We start from the raw sequence: 16073 nt of genomic DNA on the forward strand, positions 1-16073 counted from the left end.
CTGTTCGACGCCCGACGCCTCGTACCGCTCCTTCTCCACACGGCCCACGGCCGTCACGCGGTCCGGCATCAGGGCGGCGCACGCGAGGGCGTGTGGTGCGCCGCCGGAATGACCGGCCACCGCGAACCGCGTGAGGCCGAGCTCGTCGGCGATGTGCGCTGTCAGGGTGGCGGCGGATCCCACCGGGCGGTCACAGGCGGGAGTGGAGCCGCCATAGCCGGGTCTGTCGTAGGAGACCCACCGCACGCCCGGTCTGAAAAAGCGGCTCCGGTGGCAGGCCCAGGTTGGGCGTGCCGTGGTGCCAGAACACCGCAGTACCCACGTCGTATACACGCGGTACGCGGTCGCCATACGGCACGTCCACAGGCTGTACGCGCACGTCAGCCGGTTTCTTCGCGGGCCTCGAGGACCAGGCGGCGGGTGCCGAGCGGGGCGTCCAGGCGCACGGTCAGCGGCACCTGGCGGACCTCCTGCGTGCACATCGTGCCGGGAGGCTGCTTGGTGATGGTGACCAGCGTGATCTGGACGACGTCGGCGGACTGGCCGGTGATCTCGGCGCGCGCCTCCTTGCAGCCGCCGCCGATGCCGAACACCTCCACGTCGCGGCCGTCGCCGAAGACGTAGGCCTCGTCGCGGTAGGTGTCTGACAACGATGTCGTGTCGACCTTCTCCTTCGCCACGGGCGTGACGTTGGGCGGCACGACGGGCTTCTCCTCCGAGATGGAGACCGGGGGCTGCACCGGGGCGGTGGGGTTCGCGCCGGACGACCCCGGGGTACCGCTCGAACCGGGCGCGGAGGTGCCGGTCGGCGCGGTGCCCGACGAACTGGAGCCCGGCGCGCCCGATTGCGCGCCGGACGAGCAGCCGACGAGCAAGGCGGCGAGAGCAACGGCGGCGAGAGCAACGGCGGCGACGGCGTTTCTCATGCGGTCCATCCTCGCAAACCGGGACAAGAAGTCCCTGTTAAATGTCCTGCGACCTGTCCGGTCCCGAGCGCGGTGGCACGAGCGGGAGGTGCCCGGCCGGCGGGGCAGATGCCGGCCGGGCACCGTGGGGAGGGAGGTCTACTTCTGTTCCTGCCGCGACGTCAGCACGACCGTGCGCTCACCGAGGGGCTCGGACAGCTGCACCGTCAGCGGGGGGAAGCGGATGTCCATGGTGCACATCTGCTTGGTCAGCGGCAGCGTCTCGAGCATCTCGATCTTCACCGTGGACGCGTTCTGCTCCAGTACGGACGCGCTCGCCTTGCCGCAGCCGCCTTCCTGGGCCACCACGCCGACGGTCTTCCCGTCGCCCTGCGTCCACACCGTCCGCGGCTGGTCCGGCGGCAGCGCGTTCGCGTCGAGCTTCGTCACGGGTTTGCCGTCCGGCGGGACCTCACCGGGTGCGACGTTCGGGGGCACCTCGGAGGAGGAGGTGGCGACAGGCAGTTCCTGACCGCCACCCGCTCCGGTGCCCGCGTTCTGGGCGCTGCCACAGGCCGAGAGGGCGAGCAGCAGGACGCCAGTGCCAACTACGGTTCCTATGTGCCTCATGGTGAGAGGACGGAACCGCGGTCACGACGGGTTGCACGGACTTCTCTTCACAGTTACCGGCTGACGGCGGTTACCGCCTCTCGCAACGCTTCCAGCCTGGCCGCCGACGCGAGACCCCCGTGGTAGAGGTGGAACTCCTCCACGCCGGCGTCGACGTAGGCGAGCCACTCCTTCGACAGCGCCGCGCCGTCGGCGGGCTTCGGCGGCAGCCCCAGCACGTACGCGGCGATGCGCGTGTCCGGGGCGACCGCGCGCAGGGCCTCGATGCCGGGCACCGCGACCTCGGGGCCGGGCCAGCACATCGTCGTCAGCACGTCGACGTCCGCGCCCACTCCCCCGGCCACCGTCGCGAACGGACCGGTGCCCCACGGGTCCGCCGTCACGTGCATGCCGACTCGCACGGACGGCGCGGCGGCGCGGATCTCGCCGACCAGCCGTTGCCGCAACGACCGCACCACCCCGGTGCGCACAGCTCGAACGTCGTCCGCGAGCGCGCCCAGCGCTTCCTCGACGCTGGACGCGCCGCGATCGACTCCGGCTCGGACCGCGTCGCGCAGAGCATCCGGGTCGGCGTACAGGGCGGTGCAGGCAGTGCAGAAGCACAGCGACAACAGCTTCTGCTGCACCGCGTTCCAGTCGGTGCCGTCGGTCTTCTCGTGGTGCCCTCCGTGGAAGAACCCGAGCGGCCCGGCGGCCTCCAGGATGATCCCGTCGGGCGCGCCGAGTTCCAGCACCTCGGACACCAGCACCGACGCGTACTCGACGACGTCGGGCTGCGCGGTGCACAGCGCGTACGGGTAGCGGTCCCCGAACGCGTTCACCACGGTCAGGTCCGGGTGCAGGTCGCCGAGACGCGAGCTGTGCGTCAGCACGGTCCACGCGTACACGGGCAGCCCGGCGGCACGCACCAGTGCGGCCGCCTCGCCGAACGAGTCCGGACCGTCCACCCAGGACGGTTCGGCGGGCACCAGCCGGCCGTACTTCTCCTGGCGCACCGGCAGGTAGAACGCCGCGTGCCGCGCGTCGACCATGCGGTGCGACGGGTGGAGCGGCGTCGCGGCCCGCACGGTGTGGTACGACGCGGCCAGGGCGATCGCGTCGACCCCTAGGTCCTGGTAGCGCGCGACAGCGTCGGGATCCCCGATCAGGTCCCACGGGTAGGCGTGGACAACCGACTTCACCACCGGGGCCGCTTCCTCTCGTAGCTCGGGTCGAACTTCTGCATGTAGCCCGTGTCGTCCCGAGCCGTGATGCCGCACCGGACGTAGTTCTCGGCCAGGCGTGCCAGCGCGTCGCGGTCCAGCGTGACGCCGAGGCCGGGCGTGACCGGCACCGGCACCGCGCCGTCCACAAAGGACAAAACACCGGGTTCCACGACCTCGTCGGCCGCGTTCCACGGGTAGTGCGTGTCGCACGCGTAGTTCAGGTTCGGCGTGGCGGCGGCCAGGTGCGTCATCGCCGCGAGCGAGATGCCGAGGTGCGAGTTCGAGTGCATCGACAGGCCGATGCCGAACGTCTGGCAGATCATCCCCAGCTGCCGCGAGCGCTGCAGCCCGCCCCAGTAGTGGTGGTCGGACAGCAACACCTGCACGGCGTCCTGCTCCACGGACGGCTTGAGGTGCTCGAACGCGACCACGCACATGTTGGTGGCCAACGGCATCGGCGCCTTCGCGGCCACCTCCGCCATCCCGGAGATCTCCGGCGTCGGGTCCTCCAGGTACTCCAGCACGCCGTCGAGCTCGGCGGCGACGCGGAGCGAGGTCTCGACCGACCACGCCGCGTTCGGGTCGAGCCGCAGCGGGTGGCCGGGGAACGCCTCGCGCAGCGCCCGGATCGCCTCGATCTCCTGCTCCGGCGGGAAGACACCGCCCTTGAGCTTGATCGACCCGAACCCGTACTCGGAGATCATCTTGGTGGCCTGCGCGACGATGCCCGCGGGGTCGACCGCCTCGCCCCACCCGTCCGGCTCGGCGCCGGGGTGCCCGTCCCACTTGTAGAACAGGTAGGCGGAGTAAGGCACCGCGTCGCGGACCTTGCCGCCGAGCAGGTCGTGCACCGGGCGTCCGAGCGCCTTGCCCTGGATGTCGAGGCACGCGACCTCGAACGGCGAGAACACGCGGTCGACGGTGCTCTCGGCGGTGATCTTGCCGGTGAGGCCGTGCTTGTCCGGCCCCGCCTCGCCTCCGAGCGCCGCGGCGACCCGCGCGTGCATCTCGTTGAGCGCGAACACGTCGAGGCCGACCAGGGAGTCCACAACGGACCGCGAGCGCTCCAGGTGCCCGAGGTCGCCGTAGGTCTCCCCCAGCCCGGAGATGCCCTCGTCGGTGTGCACCTCGACGATCGTGCGCAGTGCCCACGGCTCGTGCACGCCGGCCGAGTTGAGCAGCGGCGGGTCCCGGAACGCGATCGGTGTCAGGACAATCTCGGTGATCTTCATGCCGACCGCCCTCTCAGCTCAGCAGTGCCTTGCCCGCGGCGATGATCTTGTCCAGCGCGGCCAGGTGCTCGTCAGCCGGGTCGACGAGCGGCGGGCGCACGCCCCCGACGTCGAGGCCGTTCGCGCGCACCGCGGCCTTCACCAGCGCGACCGCGTAGCCGGGGACCTTGTCCCGCAGCTCGACCAGCGGCTTGTAGAACTCGAACAGGAACCGGTTCACGAGCTCGGTGTCGCCCGCCTGTACAGCGTTGTAAAAACCGATCGAGATCTCCGGCGCGAAGCAGAACACCGCCGACGAGTACAGCTCGACCCCGATCGCCCGGTACGCGAGCTGCGTCATCTCCGCGGTCGGCAGGCCGTTGAAGAACTGGAACGGCTTGTCCACACCGGCGCGCACGGACAGCACGATCCGCTGCATCTGGTCGAGGTCGCCCAGGCCGTCCTTGAAACCGACGACGTTCGGGATCTTCGCGACCTCGACGGCGGTCTCCGGCGTGAACCGCGCGTTGTTGCGCTGGTACACGATGATCGGCAGTTCGGTGATGCCCGCGACGTCGGCCACGTACCGCACGAGGCCGGCGGCCGGGTTGGTCACGAGGTACGGCGGGAGCAGCAGGATGCCCTGCGCGCCGGCACGTTCGGCCGCCTTCACGAACTCCTTGGTCAGGGCGACCGAGCCGCCGGCGCCCGCGAAGACCGGCACCTTGCCCGCGGTCGCCTCGACCGCGACGGCGACCGCGCGTTCGAACTCCTCCAGCCCCAGCGCGTGGAACTCGCCGGTGCCGCAGGCCGCGAACACCGCGCCCGGCCCGGCGGAGACACCGTGCTTGACGTGCTCGGCGAGCACGTCGTACGCGATGTTCCCCTCGCTGTCGAACGGGGTCACCGGAAAGAACAGCACACCATCGAGTTGCATAACCAGACTCATCCCTTGATCGCTCCGGTGGTGATCCCACGCAGGAAGGACTTCTGCAGCGACAGGTACACGACGAGACTCGGCACCAGCGCCAGCAACGCACCGGCCAGCACGATGCCCGTTCCGACCTGGTCGTCGGAGCGGAGCGCGAGAAGTGCGACCGTGAGCGTGTAATCGGAGGGGTCAGCGGCGACGATCAGGGGGAGCAGGTACTGCTCCCAAATCATGTTGAAACCGAACACGGCGATGACGCCGAGCGCGGGTTTGCACAGCGGGAGGATGATCTGCGCGAAGAGGCGCAGCTCCCCGGCACCGTCCACTTTGGCCGCCTCCTCCAGCTCGTTGGGGATCTCCTTCATGAACTCCGTCATGACGAAGATGGAGAACCCCCAAGCCCCCAGCGGGAGGATGACACCGAGCAGGGTGCCCTTGAGACTCACGTGCACCAGTGGTAGGTCTCCGATCACCAGCGAGAGCGGGATCGCGATGACCTCCTCCGGCAACATCATCGTGGCGAGGATGACCAACAGGGCGATGGCCTGACCGCGGAACTTCTTGCGCGCCAACGCGTATGCGGCGAAAACGCTCACCGACAGCTGCAGCAGCAGCGCACCACCGGCGATGACCAGCGAGTTCATCAGGTAGTGCCAGATCTTGTTCTCCGCCGCGACCTGGAAGTTGATCAGCGACGGGCTGTCCGGGACGACCGACAGCTTGGTCGGGTCCGGGTTGTGGTCGAACGCTCCGGAGAAGATGACCAGCAGCGGGCCGCAGAAAAGGATTACAGCGAGGGCGCTCAGAAAGAACCGGATGCCCCGGCTGGCCCACGCGTCCGTGCGGGTGGACCAGCCGATGGCGCTGTCGAAGCGGCTCGAGTTGACGCTCATCGCGCCTCCCTCCTGCGGCGGTACCACTGCACGCTGACCGTCAAAATCAAGGTAACCAGGAACAACAGCACGGATCCAGCCGAAGCGAGTCCGGCTTCGGACTGCTCGAACGCCGTGGTGTAGACGCGCGTCATCCAGACGTCGGTCGATCCGGCCGGACCGCCGCCCGTCAGCACGTAGACCTCGGTGAACACGCGCAGGCCGCGGATCGCCGCCAGCGTCAGGAGGATCGTGATGACCGGGCGCAAGGCGGGGAGCGTCACGTTCCAGATCCGCTGCGGCGTCGAGGCACCGTCGATTGCGGCGGCCTCGTACTGCTGGCGGTCGATGCCCGCGAGACCCGCGAGGATCAGCACCATGTCGTACGGCGCGTGCTTCCAGATGCCGACGAACATGACCGACACCAGCGAGGTGTCCGTGCTGTGGATGTACTCCCACGGCCCGAGACCGACCCACGAGATGAGCTCGTTGAGGAAGCCTTCGGGCGCCGGGTAGAAGAACAGCCGCCAGATCTCACCGATAACCGCGGTGGCCGCCACGACGGGCAGGAACACCGCGGACCGGACGAACCACAGCGACTTGGTGTGGCCTTCGAGCAGCAGCGCGAGGAAGAAGCCGATCACCATCGCGCCGACCGTCTGACCGCCGGCCAGCACGAGCGTGTGCCAGCTGGCGGTCAGGAACTTCTCGTCCTGCAGGATCGTCGCGTAGTTCTGGAAGCCGACGAAGATGTCCCCGAGGAACGGCCGGACCTCGAACAGCGAGAGCCGGATGCCCTCGGCCATCGGGATGAACTTGAAGACCAGGAAGATCAGCGCGGCGGGGAACAGGAACAACCACGGGATGAGGGTGGCTCCCGTGAGGCGGCGCCGGCGGCGCCGCCTCACGGGGTGGGTTTCGACGGCACCGCCGCCACTAGCCGTCGAGCCCACGTCTCGGGTGTCGCCGAGTGACTGAACAGAAATCACTTCGACGCCTTCTGGTTGTCGAGCTCCTTCTTCAGCGCTTCCGCCAGGGTCTTCAGCTCAGCCGAGGAGTCCGCGGGGCACTTCGCGAAGATCGAGTTGAGGGTCTCCGAGGTCTTCTGCCGGAACGGCGCGAAGTTCGGGACGCTGGGGAACGGCCGCGCCTCGCTCGAGTACACGCCCGCCACGGTCGCCCACCGCGGGTCCTTGTACGTCGCGTTGACGTCGACGGTCTTGTTGACGGGCAGGCGCACGACCGGCTGCGGGTCGCCCTTCATGCCCGCCTGCTGCGCCTCGGGCGTGATCAGGTACTCGGCGAGCTTCTTCTGGTCGGCGGTCTTCGCGGAGCCGGCCATCTGGTAGATGTTCTCGCCCTCGCCGAGCACCGTGGCGCCGGCCGGTCCCTTCGGGGACGCGACGACCTCGTACTTGTCCTTGCCGAGCGACTTGTCGAAGCGGCCGATCATGTACGGGCCGGTGAGGTAGATGCCGCTCTTGCCCGACTCGAACAGCGGGTGCGCGTCGTTCGTGCCGAGGGTCAGCGAGCCGGGCTGCATGACCTTGTCGTCGCAGAAGAGCTTGCGCAGCCGTTCGACGGCCTTGGTCGACTCCGGCGAGTCGATGCCGACGCGGAACTTGCCGTCGCCCTCGTCCTCGAGGATGTCGCCGCCGCCCTGCCAGATGTAGCTCGACGCCCACCAGGCGAGGTAGCCGCGGTCGGTCGTGCCCGGCACGAGCATGCCGTAGGTGTCGTTCTGGCCGTTGCCGTCCGGGTCGCCGGAGGTGAAGGCCTTCGCGAGGTCGTCGAGCTCCTCCCACGTGGTGGGGACCGGCTTGCCGAGCTTCTCGCGCCAGTCCTTGCGGATCAGCGTGACCATCGCCTGGGTGGAGTACGGGATGGCGTAGAACTTGCCGTCCGCGCCCTTGCCGTTGTTCCAGGCGCGGTCGACGATGTCGCCGGCACCCGCGACGTCGTCCTTCTTGACCTCGGTCGTCCAGCCCTGCTTGACGAAGTTGCCGAGCGAGCCGGTGTCGGTGATGACGACGTCCGGGAGGTCCTTGGACGCGGCGCGCTGCTGCACCTGCTTGTCGAAGTCGTTGAAGATCGGCTTGTAGTCGACCTGCACACCGGTCTTCTCGGTGAACGACTTGAAGATCTTCTCGTAGACCTTCGCGGTGGCCTCGGTGGAGCGGGTCCACACCTCCAGAGGCTTGTTCGGGTCCTTGTTCGACGTCGCCGTGTTGCCACTGGCGCCACAGCCTGTGAGCAGCGCGGCCACGCCGAGCGTGGCAAGTGTCGTGGCAGTTCTACGGCGCATCGTCGGAGCCCTTCGCGTTCAGATACGTGAACCTGGGTCGTACTTGTGAACCTGGGTCAGGACTGTAAGAATCAGCACAGCGAGGTGTCAAGGGAAAGTTTCTTCCCTGTTTCGAGGAGGCTGCAGGTGGCGTCGCCGATCGACAAGGGCACGGCCCGTCCCGGCGCGGTGAAGTCCGCCGACCGCACGGTGGAGCTGCTCGAGGTGCTGTCCGCGTCAGACCGCAGGCTGACGCTCACCGAGCTGCACCGTGAGCTCAGCTATCCCAAGTCCAGCCTGTACATGCTGTTGCAGACGCTGGTGGCGCGCGGCTGGGTGGAGGTCGACTCGGACCGGGGCACCTACGGCATCGGCGTGCGCGCCCTGCTCGTCGGTACGTCCTATTTGGACCACGACCCCGTGGTGCGGGCGGCGATCCGCGTGATGGAGCAGGTCCGCCAGGACATCAACGAGACCGTCCACCTTGCCCGATTGGACGGCGGCGACGTCGTCTACCTGGCGAGCCGCGAGTCCGAGCACCACCTGCGCGTGGTCTCGCGCGTCGGCCGCCGGCTGCCCGCGCACTCCACGTCGCTCGGCAAGGCCGTGCTGTCGACGCGCACGCCGGAGGAGGTCGACCAGATCCTCCCGGACGTGCTGGCGCCGCTGACGCCCAACACCGTGACCGAAAGGGCGGCGTTGCACGAGCAGCTCGCCGGGTTCCGCAACGTCGGCTACGCCCACGAACGCGAGGAGAACACGCCCGGTCTGGGATGTTTCGCGGTGGCGCTGCCGTACCGCAACCCCGTGCTGGACGCGATGAGCTGCTCGGTGCCGCTGGGCAGGCTGACGCCCGAGCACGAGAAGCAGGTCATCTCCGCGCTGCTCGACGCCGCCCGCACGATCACCGAACTCCTCCGCCAGTTCGGTCGCTGAGTTCCTGCCGAATCACCTGAACAAGACGGAGGGTTCCAACCCGTGACCGCACGCATCCTGATCACCGGCGCCGGTGGCGGGGTGGGCACGCTCATGCGTACCCGTCTCGCCGCGGAGGGCCGCGTCCTGCGGCTGCTGGACATCGCGGAGCTGCCCGCGGCCGCCGACGGCGAGAACGTCGAGCTCGTCGAGGCGTCGGTGACCGACATGGCCGCGATGGAAGCTGCTCTCAAGGACGTCGACGCGGTGATCCACCTCGGCGGCCACAGCCTCGAGGAGTCGTGGGACAAGATCCTGCGCGTCAACATCGACGGCACGCACACGGTCCTGGAGGCCGCACGGCGCGCGGGTGTCCGCCGGGTGGTCCTGGCCAGCTCGAACCACGCCGTCGGTTACCTCGAGCGCGCCGACGGCGAGGCGGGCGACTACGCGTTCCCGCGCCCGGACACCTACTACGGCGTGTCCAAGGTGGCGCTGGAGGCGCTGGGCTCGCTGTACGCCGACCGCTACGGCATGGACGTGATCGCGATCCGCATCGGGTCGTGCTTCGAGAAGCCGCGCGACGTGCGGATGCTGTCGACGTGGATGTCGCCGGACGACGGCGCGCGCCTGTTCGAGGCGTGCCTGTCCGCTCCCTCGCCCGGTTTCCGGGTCGTGTGGGGGGTTTCGGACAACAAGCGCGGCTGGTTCTCTCTGGACGAGGCCCGCGCTCTCGGTTACGAGCCGCAGGACGACTCGGAGGTCCACGCGGCCGCCGTGCTGGAGCAGCACGGCGAGCTGGACCCCTCGTCGCCCGCGGCGCGGTACGTGGGCGGGGCCTGGTGCGGCCCCGATTTCGACACGGCAGTCAAGGAGGCAGGGCGTTGAGCCACGGCGTGCAGGGATACAACCCGCGCACCGGTGAGCCGTTCGGCGAACCGGTTGCGAAGACCCCCGACAGCGAGGTGGACCGCATCGCCTCGGCCGCGGCCGTCGCGTTCTCGGCGTGGTCGGTGGTTGCGGCGGCGGACCGCGCGGTGGTGCTGGAGAAGGTCGCGGACGCGCTGGACGCCGAGTCGTCGTTGCTCGTCGAGACGGCGGACACCGAGACTGCGCTGGGCGTGCCGCGGCTGACGACCGAGCTGAAGCGCACGACGAACCAGCTGCGGCTGTTCGCCGAGGTGCTGCGCGAGGGCAGCTACGTCGAGGCCACTTTGGACTCGGCGAACCCGGACATCATCCCGCCGCGGCCGGTGCTGCGGCGCGTGCTCCGTCCACTGGGGACGGTCGCGGTGTTCTCCGCGTCGAACTTCCCGTTCGCCTTCTCGGTGGCCGGTGGTGACACGGCGTCCGCGCTCGCGTCCGGCTGTTCCGTTGTGGTGAAGGCACATTCGGCGCACCCGTCGACGTCGCGCGAGACCGCGCGGGTCGTCGTGGACGCGCTGCGCGAGGCCGGTGCGCCCGAGGGCGTGTTCGGCATCGTGTACGGCACCGAGGCCGGTGTCGCGCTGGTGAAGCACTCCGCGGTACGCGCCGTCGGTTTCACCGGCTCGACCGGTGGCGGCCGTGCGCTGTTCGACCTGGCGCAGGGCCGGCCGGACCCGATCCCGTTCTACGGCGAGCTCGGCAGCGTGAACCCGACGGTGATCCTGCCGGGCGCGGCCACCCCGGACATCGCGGCCGGTTTCGCGCAGTCGCTGGTGATGGGCGTCGGCCAGTTCTGCACCAACCCCGGTCTGGTGTTCGCGCCGGAGTCGATCGTGCCCGCACTGGGCGAGGCGGTCGCGGCGTCGTCGGGCGGCGCGATGCTGAACGAGCGGATGTGCGACTCCTACAAGGCGGGCACGGACGCGCTGGCCGCGTCGGACCTCGTCTCCGTGGTGTCGACGGGCACCCGCCCGGACGAGGCGTGGGCCGTGGCGCCGCTGCTGTTCAGCACGTCGGTGAAGACCTTCGAGGAGAACCTCGAGAAGCTGACCGAGGAGCACTTCGGCCCGGCCGCGCTCGTCGTGACGTACTCGTCGCCGGCCGAGCTGCACTCGGTCCTCGCGAAGCTGCCCGGCACGCTGACCGGCACGGTCCACGCGGCCGAGTCGGACCACGCGGAGGCCGGTGAGGTCGCCGAGGTCCTGCGGCGCGTGGCGGGCCGGATCATCTTCAACGCCTGGCCGACCGGCGTCGCGGTGGCGTGGGGCCAGCACCACGGCGGCCCGTGGCCCGCGACGACGAACCCGCTGCACACGTCGGTGGGCGCCACCTCGATCCGCCGCTGGATCGCCCCGGTGACGTACCAGTCCTGGCCGGACGCACTCCTGCCGGCCGAACTGCAGGACGCGAACCCGCTCGGCATCCCGCGCCGGGTGGACGGCGTGCTCGGCGTGCACTGAGCCGTGTGACGAGACGGGGCCGTCGACTCGACGTCGGCGGCCCCGTTTTCGCTGTTCAGGACAGCTTCGCGGCGATCACCCTGGCGCACTCGACGGCCTCGGCCTTCGCGGTGTCGACCTCGACGTCGTAGCTCATCCCGCGGTGCACCACCTCGGCCTGCGCCTCGGCCATCCCGGCGACCCGGTCACCGCGCGCGAGCTCCCGCCCGACGGCGACGGCGGCCTCGCACCGCACCCCGACCCACAGCACGTCCAGCCCGTCGAGCGCCCGCTCCCACCGCCCGCGCGACTCGGCGCCGCCGAGGAACACGTCGTCCACGATCACCCGCGCGCCGGCCCGCACCATCGCGGCGACGCCGGTCATCCACGCGTCCTCGAGCACCCGGAACTCTGCCCCGACGCTGACCTCGCCGTCACCGCCGAACCCGATCCCCTCCGACCCGAGCCGCAGCCGGGCGGGCATCACGTCGATCAACGTGTCGACCCCGATCGCGAGCCACGCCCCCGGCAACACCGCCTGCAGACACCGCGCGATCCCCGACTTGCCCGAGCTGGACCCACCGTTGAGAACGATCACCTGAGCACTCGACGACACGCCCTCGACCGTACCCAGCCGCCCCGGCACCCACTCCTCGGGCACCGCCGCCCGACCCCTTGCAACAGATCTTTTGCGGTCGTCGTCAAAAGATCCATTGCAAAACCGCAGTTCAACGCTTTATCGCCGATCGCGGCAACACATCGCCGCACTCCGGGATGCAAAAAACGTTTGCGGACGAAGTCAAAAGACCCATTGCAAAGATCGTTCGCGGGCGACCGGACACGGCACCGGAGGCCGGTCAGCGTCGGGCGACGCCGGCCCGCCGCTCCTCCGCCAGCTCCCGCTGGTACCCGAGGAAGTCGACCTCCAACGTGTGCCGCTTCGACTTCACGTACCGCCGCCGCAACCGCTCGCGGTAGGTCGTGATCTCGGCCTTCATCTCCGGCACGGACGGCAGCGCCCCACGCCCGGAGATCAGGTCCGCGATCCACTCCGCCTGCGCCTCGGCCAGCGGCATGATCGCCCCCAGGGGCTGGATCAGCCCGAGGAAGTACAGCCCGGGATGCGCCGGGTCCACGACCCGCCGGTACAGCGACACGTCGTTGTCGGGAGACGACACGGCGGGGAACTCGGCGGCGTCGAGGAACGGGAACTCCACCTTGTACCCGGTGCAGTAGACGATCACGTCGACGTCCTCGCGCGACCCGTCCGCGAACACGACCCCGGCCCCGTCGAGCCGCTCGACGTTCGGCTTCACCACGATGTCGCCGTGCCCGAGCCGGGTGAGCAGGTCGTCGGACACCGTCGGGTGCGCGGCGAGGATGCCGTGCGACGGCTCCGGCAGCCCGTAGTCGGACAGCCTGCCCCGGGCCAGCCGCAGCATCGCCCGCAGCGACAGCCCCTGCAGCCATCCCGGCGCGAACCGGGCGAGCGGCGAGGTCGTCAGGTGGTCGGTCGGCATTCCGAAGAGGTACTTCGGCATGATGTGCGCCCCGCGGCGCATCGCGAGGAAGGTCCGCGCCGAGACGCGCGACGACTCGACGGCGATGTCGCAGGCCGAATTGCCGATGCCGAGCACCAGCACCTTCTTGTCCGCGAAGCGTTCGGGCGTCTTGTAGAAGTGCGCGTGCATCTGCTCGCCGTCGAACGTGCCGGGGAACGCGGGCTCGGGCAGCCTCGGCGACCAGTGGTGGCCGTTCGCGACGACGACCGAGCGGTAGACGGCCGAGTCCTCGGTGCCCGTGTCGCGGTCGCGCGTCGTGACGGTGTAGCCACCGGGTGCGGCGGAGACCGACGTGACCTCGGTGCGGAACCGGATGCGGTCGCGGAAACCGTGGTGCTTCACGAAGTCGTCGAAGTACTCGGCGATCTGGAAGTGCGACGGGTACGCGGGCAGGTGCGCGGGCATCGGGAACGACTTGAACTCCATCATCTGCCGCGAGGTGTTGATGTGGAGCGACCGGTAGGCCGAGGACATGCCGTTGTCGTTGAGGTAGCGCCAGTTGCCGCCGATCTCCGAGCCTGTCTCGAAGCAGTCGTACTCGATGCCGCGGGCCCCCAGCACCTGACAGGCGGCGATGCCGGACGATCCTGCCCCGATGACGCACACGCGGTCCATGGCTGAAGTATTTTCACGTTCGCCTCGGCTGTCAATCACCGAACGCCGCGCGGAGCCGGACCGGGCCAGTTCGTTGGCGTGCAAGAAACTCCTTTGTGGAGCGGAGTGAACGCCACCTAACCTCGTGGGCATGGCAGCAACTGTGGTCCGCGGCCAGAACGTGGACATCCGAATGTGGACTCGGCCGGACGAGGTCGAGGAGTTCGCCATGCGACAGCTCCAGAACATCTCCGCGCTGCCCTGGGCGGTGAAGCACATCGCGGTCATGCCCGACGTGCACTACGGAAAGGGTGCCACGGTGGGTTCGGTGATCGCGTTGCGCGACGCCGTCTCCCCCGCGGCCGTCGGCGTGGACATCGGCTGTGGCATGACCGCCGTGCGCACCTCGCTCACGGCCAACGACCTGCCGGCGACTCTGCGTGGCCTGCGGTCGCGCATGGAGGCCGTGGTCCCCGTCGGGTTCGGTCAGCACAAGGCGACCGCGTTCACCGAGAGGGACGCGTCCGACTGGGGCACCTTCTGGAGGAAGTTCGACGACCTCACGCCGTCCGTGAAGGCGCGCGCCGACAAGGCGATGCACCAGATGGGCACGCTCGGGGGCGGTAACCACTTCCTGGAGGTCTGCCTGGACGGCGACCAGCGGGTGTGGGTCATGCTGCACTCGGGGTCGCGCGGCATTGGCAACGAGCTGGCGCAGCACCACATCGCGGTGGCGCGCACGCTCGCGCACAACGCCGAGCTGCCGGACCCGGACCTCGCGGTGTTCCTCGCGGGCACGACCGAGATGGCGTCCTACCGTCACGACCTGTACTGGGCTCAGGACTACGCGCGACGCAACCGCGCCGTCATGCTGCGCCTGGTCTGTGACGTGCTGCGCGCCGAGTTCCCGCAGATCGCCTTCGAGGAGCCGATCAGCGCGCACCACAATTACGTGTCGGAGGAGCACCACTTCGGTGAGGACGTCCTGGTCACGCGCAAGGGTGCGATCCGCGCCCGCCGCGGTGAGCTGGGCATCATCCCGGGGTCGATGGGCACCGGCTCGTACATCGTGCGCGGGCTCGGGAACCCGGACTCGTTCGAGTCGGCGTCGCACGGTGCCGGCCGGAGGATGTCGCGCAACAAGGCCCGCAAGACGTTCACGACGCAGGATCTCGCCGACCAGACAAGTGGTGTCGAGTGCCGCAAGGACTCCGGCGTGGTGGACGAGATTCCGGGCGCCTACAAGGACATCGACACGGTGATGGCGAACCAGTCGGACCTGGTCGAGGTGGTCGCGAAGCTCAAGCAGGTGGTTTGTATCAAGGGTTGATGTTTCCCTTGTGAGTGAACGGGAAAGCCTCCCGGACAGCCAGAGAGTTTGCCTGTCTTGGAGGTTTTTCCATGTCAACGGGCGCCATCATCGGCGTGGCGGTCGCGATTCTCGCGGCATTGGTGATCCTCGCGATCGTGCTGAGGCCCGCCATGCAGCGCAAGAAGCTGCGCGACCGCTTCGGCCCTGAGTACGACCGCGCGGTCACCGAGAGCGAGAGCAGATCGGCCGCGGAGAAAGAGCTCGCGGAGCGGGAGCACCGCCACAGCGAGTTCGACCTGAAGCCGCTTTCGCAGACGGCACAGGACAGTTACCGCCGGCACTGGGCGACCGTGCAGGCGAAGTTCGTCGACTCCCCGGAGAGCGCCATCTCCGACGCCGACCGCCTCGTGACCGATCTGATGGCCGAGCGCGGTTACCCCACGGAGGGGTACGAGGCGCAGCTGAGCGTGCTGTCCGTCGAGCACGCGAAGACGCTGGAGCACTACCGCAAGGCGCACGACATCTCGGAGCGCCAGGAGATCGGCGAGGCGAGCACCGAGGACCTGCGCACCGCCATGGTGCACTACCGCGAGCTCTTCACCGATCTGCTCGAACACGGCGCGGAGACGCGTGCGAACACCAGGGAAGCCACGCGGAAGGAGAAGTCAGATGTCTGAAGCACCGACTCACGCCGCTGGGGTTCCCACCCCGGCCCGGCCCCAGCAGACTCCCCCGCAGCAGGGGCAGCAGGCCGAGCGCATGCCCCAGCAGTCGCAGCGCACCGACGCGCAACATGCTGAGGCGCAACGGATCGACGCGCAGCGGGCTGACGCGCAGCGCACCGATGCTCAGCGCACGGACGCGCAGCAGCGCACCGACGTGCAGAGGACGGACGTGCAGCGCACCGAGCACCAGCGCACGGAACCGCAGCGCGCCGACCAGGTCCGGGCCGAGCAGAGCCGGACCGACCAGGCCCGCGCCGACCACCACCGCACCGAGTCGCAGCACGGCGACCGGCAGCCGGTCGGCAAGCTCGAGGACGAGTGGCAGGCCGTGCAGTACGAGTTCGTCGACGACCCCAAGGCGGCCGTCCGCAAGGCAGACGACCTCGTGACCCGCGCGCTCGAGGAACTGACCACCCGCCACCGTTCCCTCACCAAGCAGCTCGAGGGAAACAGTGATCCACAGACCGAGGACCTGCGACTGGCGCTCCACCGCTATCGGGAACTCTTCAAGTCGCTGGTCGCCGTCAAATAAGTGCTGGAAGCCCCGGCGCCGCGGCCGTA

16 protein-coding genes are annotated in these 16073 nt (G+C 69.2%); 6 read left to right on the top strand and 10 right to left on the bottom strand.

What is annotated here, in order from left to right:
• Window positions 1-380: 380 nt before the first annotated feature.
• From ABZX02_RS27875 to ABZX02_RS27910, 8 genes are all read right to left on the bottom strand, one after another.
• Entirely contained in the window at window positions 381-926 is a 546-nt protein-coding gene (locus ABZX02_RS27875; RefSeq protein WP_355302234.1) for a hypothetical protein, read from the bottom strand.
• A gap of 138 nt (window positions 927-1064) precedes the next feature.
• Complete coding sequence (locus ABZX02_RS27880) at window positions 1065-1535, bottom strand: hypothetical protein (RefSeq protein ID WP_355302236.1); 471 nt, start codon at window positions 1533-1535, stop codon at window positions 1065-1067.
• Window positions 1536-1588: 53 nt separating this feature from the next.
• A complete protein-coding gene (locus ABZX02_RS27885) occupies window positions 1589-2719 on the bottom strand; it encodes a hypothetical protein (RefSeq protein WP_355302237.1) in 1131 nt (376 codons plus the stop codon).
• A complete protein-coding gene (locus ABZX02_RS27890) occupies window positions 2713-3972 on the bottom strand; it encodes a glucarate dehydratase family protein (RefSeq protein ID WP_355302239.1) in 1260 nt (419 codons plus the stop codon). Before ABZX02_RS27890 ends, ABZX02_RS27885 begins: the two co-directional genes overlap by 7 nt.
• Window positions 3973-3985: 13 nt before the next feature.
• Window positions 3986-4888, bottom strand: coding sequence for a 5-dehydro-4-deoxyglucarate dehydratase (locus ABZX02_RS27895; RefSeq protein ID WP_355302241.1), 903 nt, complete (start codon window positions 4886-4888; stop codon window positions 3986-3988).
• Window positions 4889-4896: 8 nt separating this feature from the next.
• On the bottom strand, window positions 4897-5775 hold the full coding sequence (locus tag ABZX02_RS27900; protein ID WP_355302243.1) for a carbohydrate ABC transporter permease: 879 nt from the start codon (window positions 5773-5775) through the stop codon (window positions 4897-4899).
• Complete coding sequence (locus ABZX02_RS27905) at window positions 5772-6662, bottom strand: sugar ABC transporter permease (protein WP_355302245.1); 891 nt, start codon at window positions 6660-6662, stop codon at window positions 5772-5774. Before ABZX02_RS27905 ends, ABZX02_RS27900 begins: the two co-directional genes overlap by 4 nt.
• A 77-nt stretch (window positions 6663-6739) precedes the next feature.
• The gene (locus ABZX02_RS27910) at window positions 6740-8059 is read right to left on the bottom strand and encodes a sugar ABC transporter substrate-binding protein (RefSeq protein WP_355302247.1); all 1320 of its coding nucleotides are present in this window, start codon (window positions 8057-8059) and stop codon (window positions 6740-6742) included.
• 126 nt (window positions 8060-8185) lie between these two features.
• On the opposite strand from ABZX02_RS27910, the gene ABZX02_RS27915 reads away from it, so the two are divergent.
• The 3 genes from ABZX02_RS27915 to ABZX02_RS27925 are packed head-to-tail and all read left to right on the top strand — an operon-like array spanning window position 8186 to window position 11340.
• Complete coding sequence (locus ABZX02_RS27915; protein ID WP_355302249.1) at window positions 8186-8974, top strand: IclR family transcriptional regulator; 789 nt, start codon at window positions 8186-8188, stop codon at window positions 8972-8974.
• 42 nt (window positions 8975-9016) lie between these two features.
• Complete coding sequence (locus tag ABZX02_RS27920) at window positions 9017-9841, top strand: NAD(P)-dependent oxidoreductase (RefSeq protein WP_355302251.1); 825 nt, start codon at window positions 9017-9019, stop codon at window positions 9839-9841.
• Entirely contained in the window at window positions 9838-11340 is a 1503-nt protein-coding gene (locus ABZX02_RS27925) for an aldehyde dehydrogenase (NADP(+)) (RefSeq protein WP_355302253.1), read from the top strand. The genes ABZX02_RS27920 and ABZX02_RS27925 overlap by 4 nt, the downstream gene beginning before the upstream one ends.
• Before the next feature lie 55 nt (window positions 11341-11395).
• Here the strand turns inward: ABZX02_RS27925 and cpt are convergent, their stop codons facing one another.
• Together cpt and ABZX02_RS27935 are read right to left on the bottom strand one after the other, a co-directional pair.
• Window positions 11396-11980 (bottom strand): chloramphenicol phosphotransferase CPT, encoded by a 585-nt coding sequence (cpt, locus tag ABZX02_RS27930; RefSeq protein WP_355302255.1) that lies wholly within the window; start codon window positions 11978-11980, stop codon window positions 11396-11398.
• Between the two features lie 196 nt (window positions 11981-12176).
• Window positions 12177-13496, bottom strand: a complete 1320-nt coding sequence (locus tag ABZX02_RS27935; RefSeq protein WP_355302257.1) for an NAD(P)-binding domain-containing protein — start codon at window positions 13494-13496, stop codon at window positions 12177-12179.
• Window positions 13497-13626: 130 nt separating this feature from the next.
• Here ABZX02_RS27935 and ABZX02_RS27940 point away from each other — a divergent pair, with 130 nt between their 5' ends.
• The 3 genes from ABZX02_RS27940 (at window position 13627) to ABZX02_RS27950 (ending at window position 16044) form a co-directional block, all read left to right on the top strand.
• Window positions 13627-14805, top strand: coding sequence for an RtcB family protein (locus ABZX02_RS27940; protein ID WP_355302259.1), 1179 nt, complete (start codon window positions 13627-13629; stop codon window positions 14803-14805).
• A 71-nt stretch (window positions 14806-14876) separates the two neighbouring features.
• Complete coding sequence (locus tag ABZX02_RS27945; protein WP_355302261.1) at window positions 14877-15464, top strand: hypothetical protein; 588 nt, start codon at window positions 14877-14879, stop codon at window positions 15462-15464.
• Window positions 15457-16044: a hypothetical protein gene (locus tag ABZX02_RS27950; protein ID WP_355302263.1), complete on the top strand. Its 588-nt coding sequence runs from the start codon at window positions 15457-15459 to the stop codon at window positions 16042-16044. The genes ABZX02_RS27945 and ABZX02_RS27950 overlap by 8 nt, the downstream gene beginning before the upstream one ends.
• Window positions 16045-16073: the final 29 nt, after the last annotated feature.

It is taken from the genome of Lentzea sp. NPDC003310 (genome assembly GCF_040610935.1).
Taxonomy (GTDB): Bacteria; Actinomycetota; Actinomycetes; order Mycobacteriales; family Pseudonocardiaceae; genus Lentzea.

Coding starts and splice junctions, on each gene's coding strand:
- ABZX02_RS27875 (WP_355302234.1), bottom strand. CDS start 926: ATGAGAAACGCCGTCGCCGCCGTTGCTCTCGCCGCCGTTGCTCTCGCC.
- ABZX02_RS27880 (WP_355302236.1), bottom strand. CDS start 1,535: ATGAGGCACATAGGAACCGTAGTTGGCACTGGCGTCCTGCTGCTCGCC.
- ABZX02_RS27890 (WP_355302239.1), bottom strand. CDS start 3,972: ATGAAGATCACCGAGATTGTCCTGACACCGATCGCGTTCCGGGACCCG.
- ABZX02_RS27895 (WP_355302241.1), bottom strand. CDS start 4,888: ATGCAACTCGATGGTGTGCTGTTCTTTCCGGTGACCCCGTTCGACAGC.
- ABZX02_RS27900 (WP_355302243.1), bottom strand. CDS start 5,775: ATGAGCGTCAACTCGAGCCGCTTCGACAGCGCCATCGGCTGGTCCACC.
- ABZX02_RS27910 (WP_355302247.1), bottom strand. CDS start 8,059: ATGCGCCGTAGAACTGCCACGACACTTGCCACGCTCGGCGTGGCCGCG.
- ABZX02_RS27935 (WP_355302257.1), bottom strand. CDS start 13,496: ATGGACCGCGTGTGCGTCATCGGGGCAGGATCGTCCGGCATCGCCGCC.
- ABZX02_RS27940 (WP_355302259.1), top strand. CDS start 13,627: ATGGCAGCAACTGTGGTCCGCGGCCAGAACGTGGACATCCGAATGTGG.
- ABZX02_RS27945 (WP_355302261.1), top strand. CDS start 14,877: ATGTCAACGGGCGCCATCATCGGCGTGGCGGTCGCGATTCTCGCGGCA.
- ABZX02_RS27950 (WP_355302263.1), top strand. CDS start 15,457: ATGTCTGAAGCACCGACTCACGCCGCTGGGGTTCCCACCCCGGCCCGG.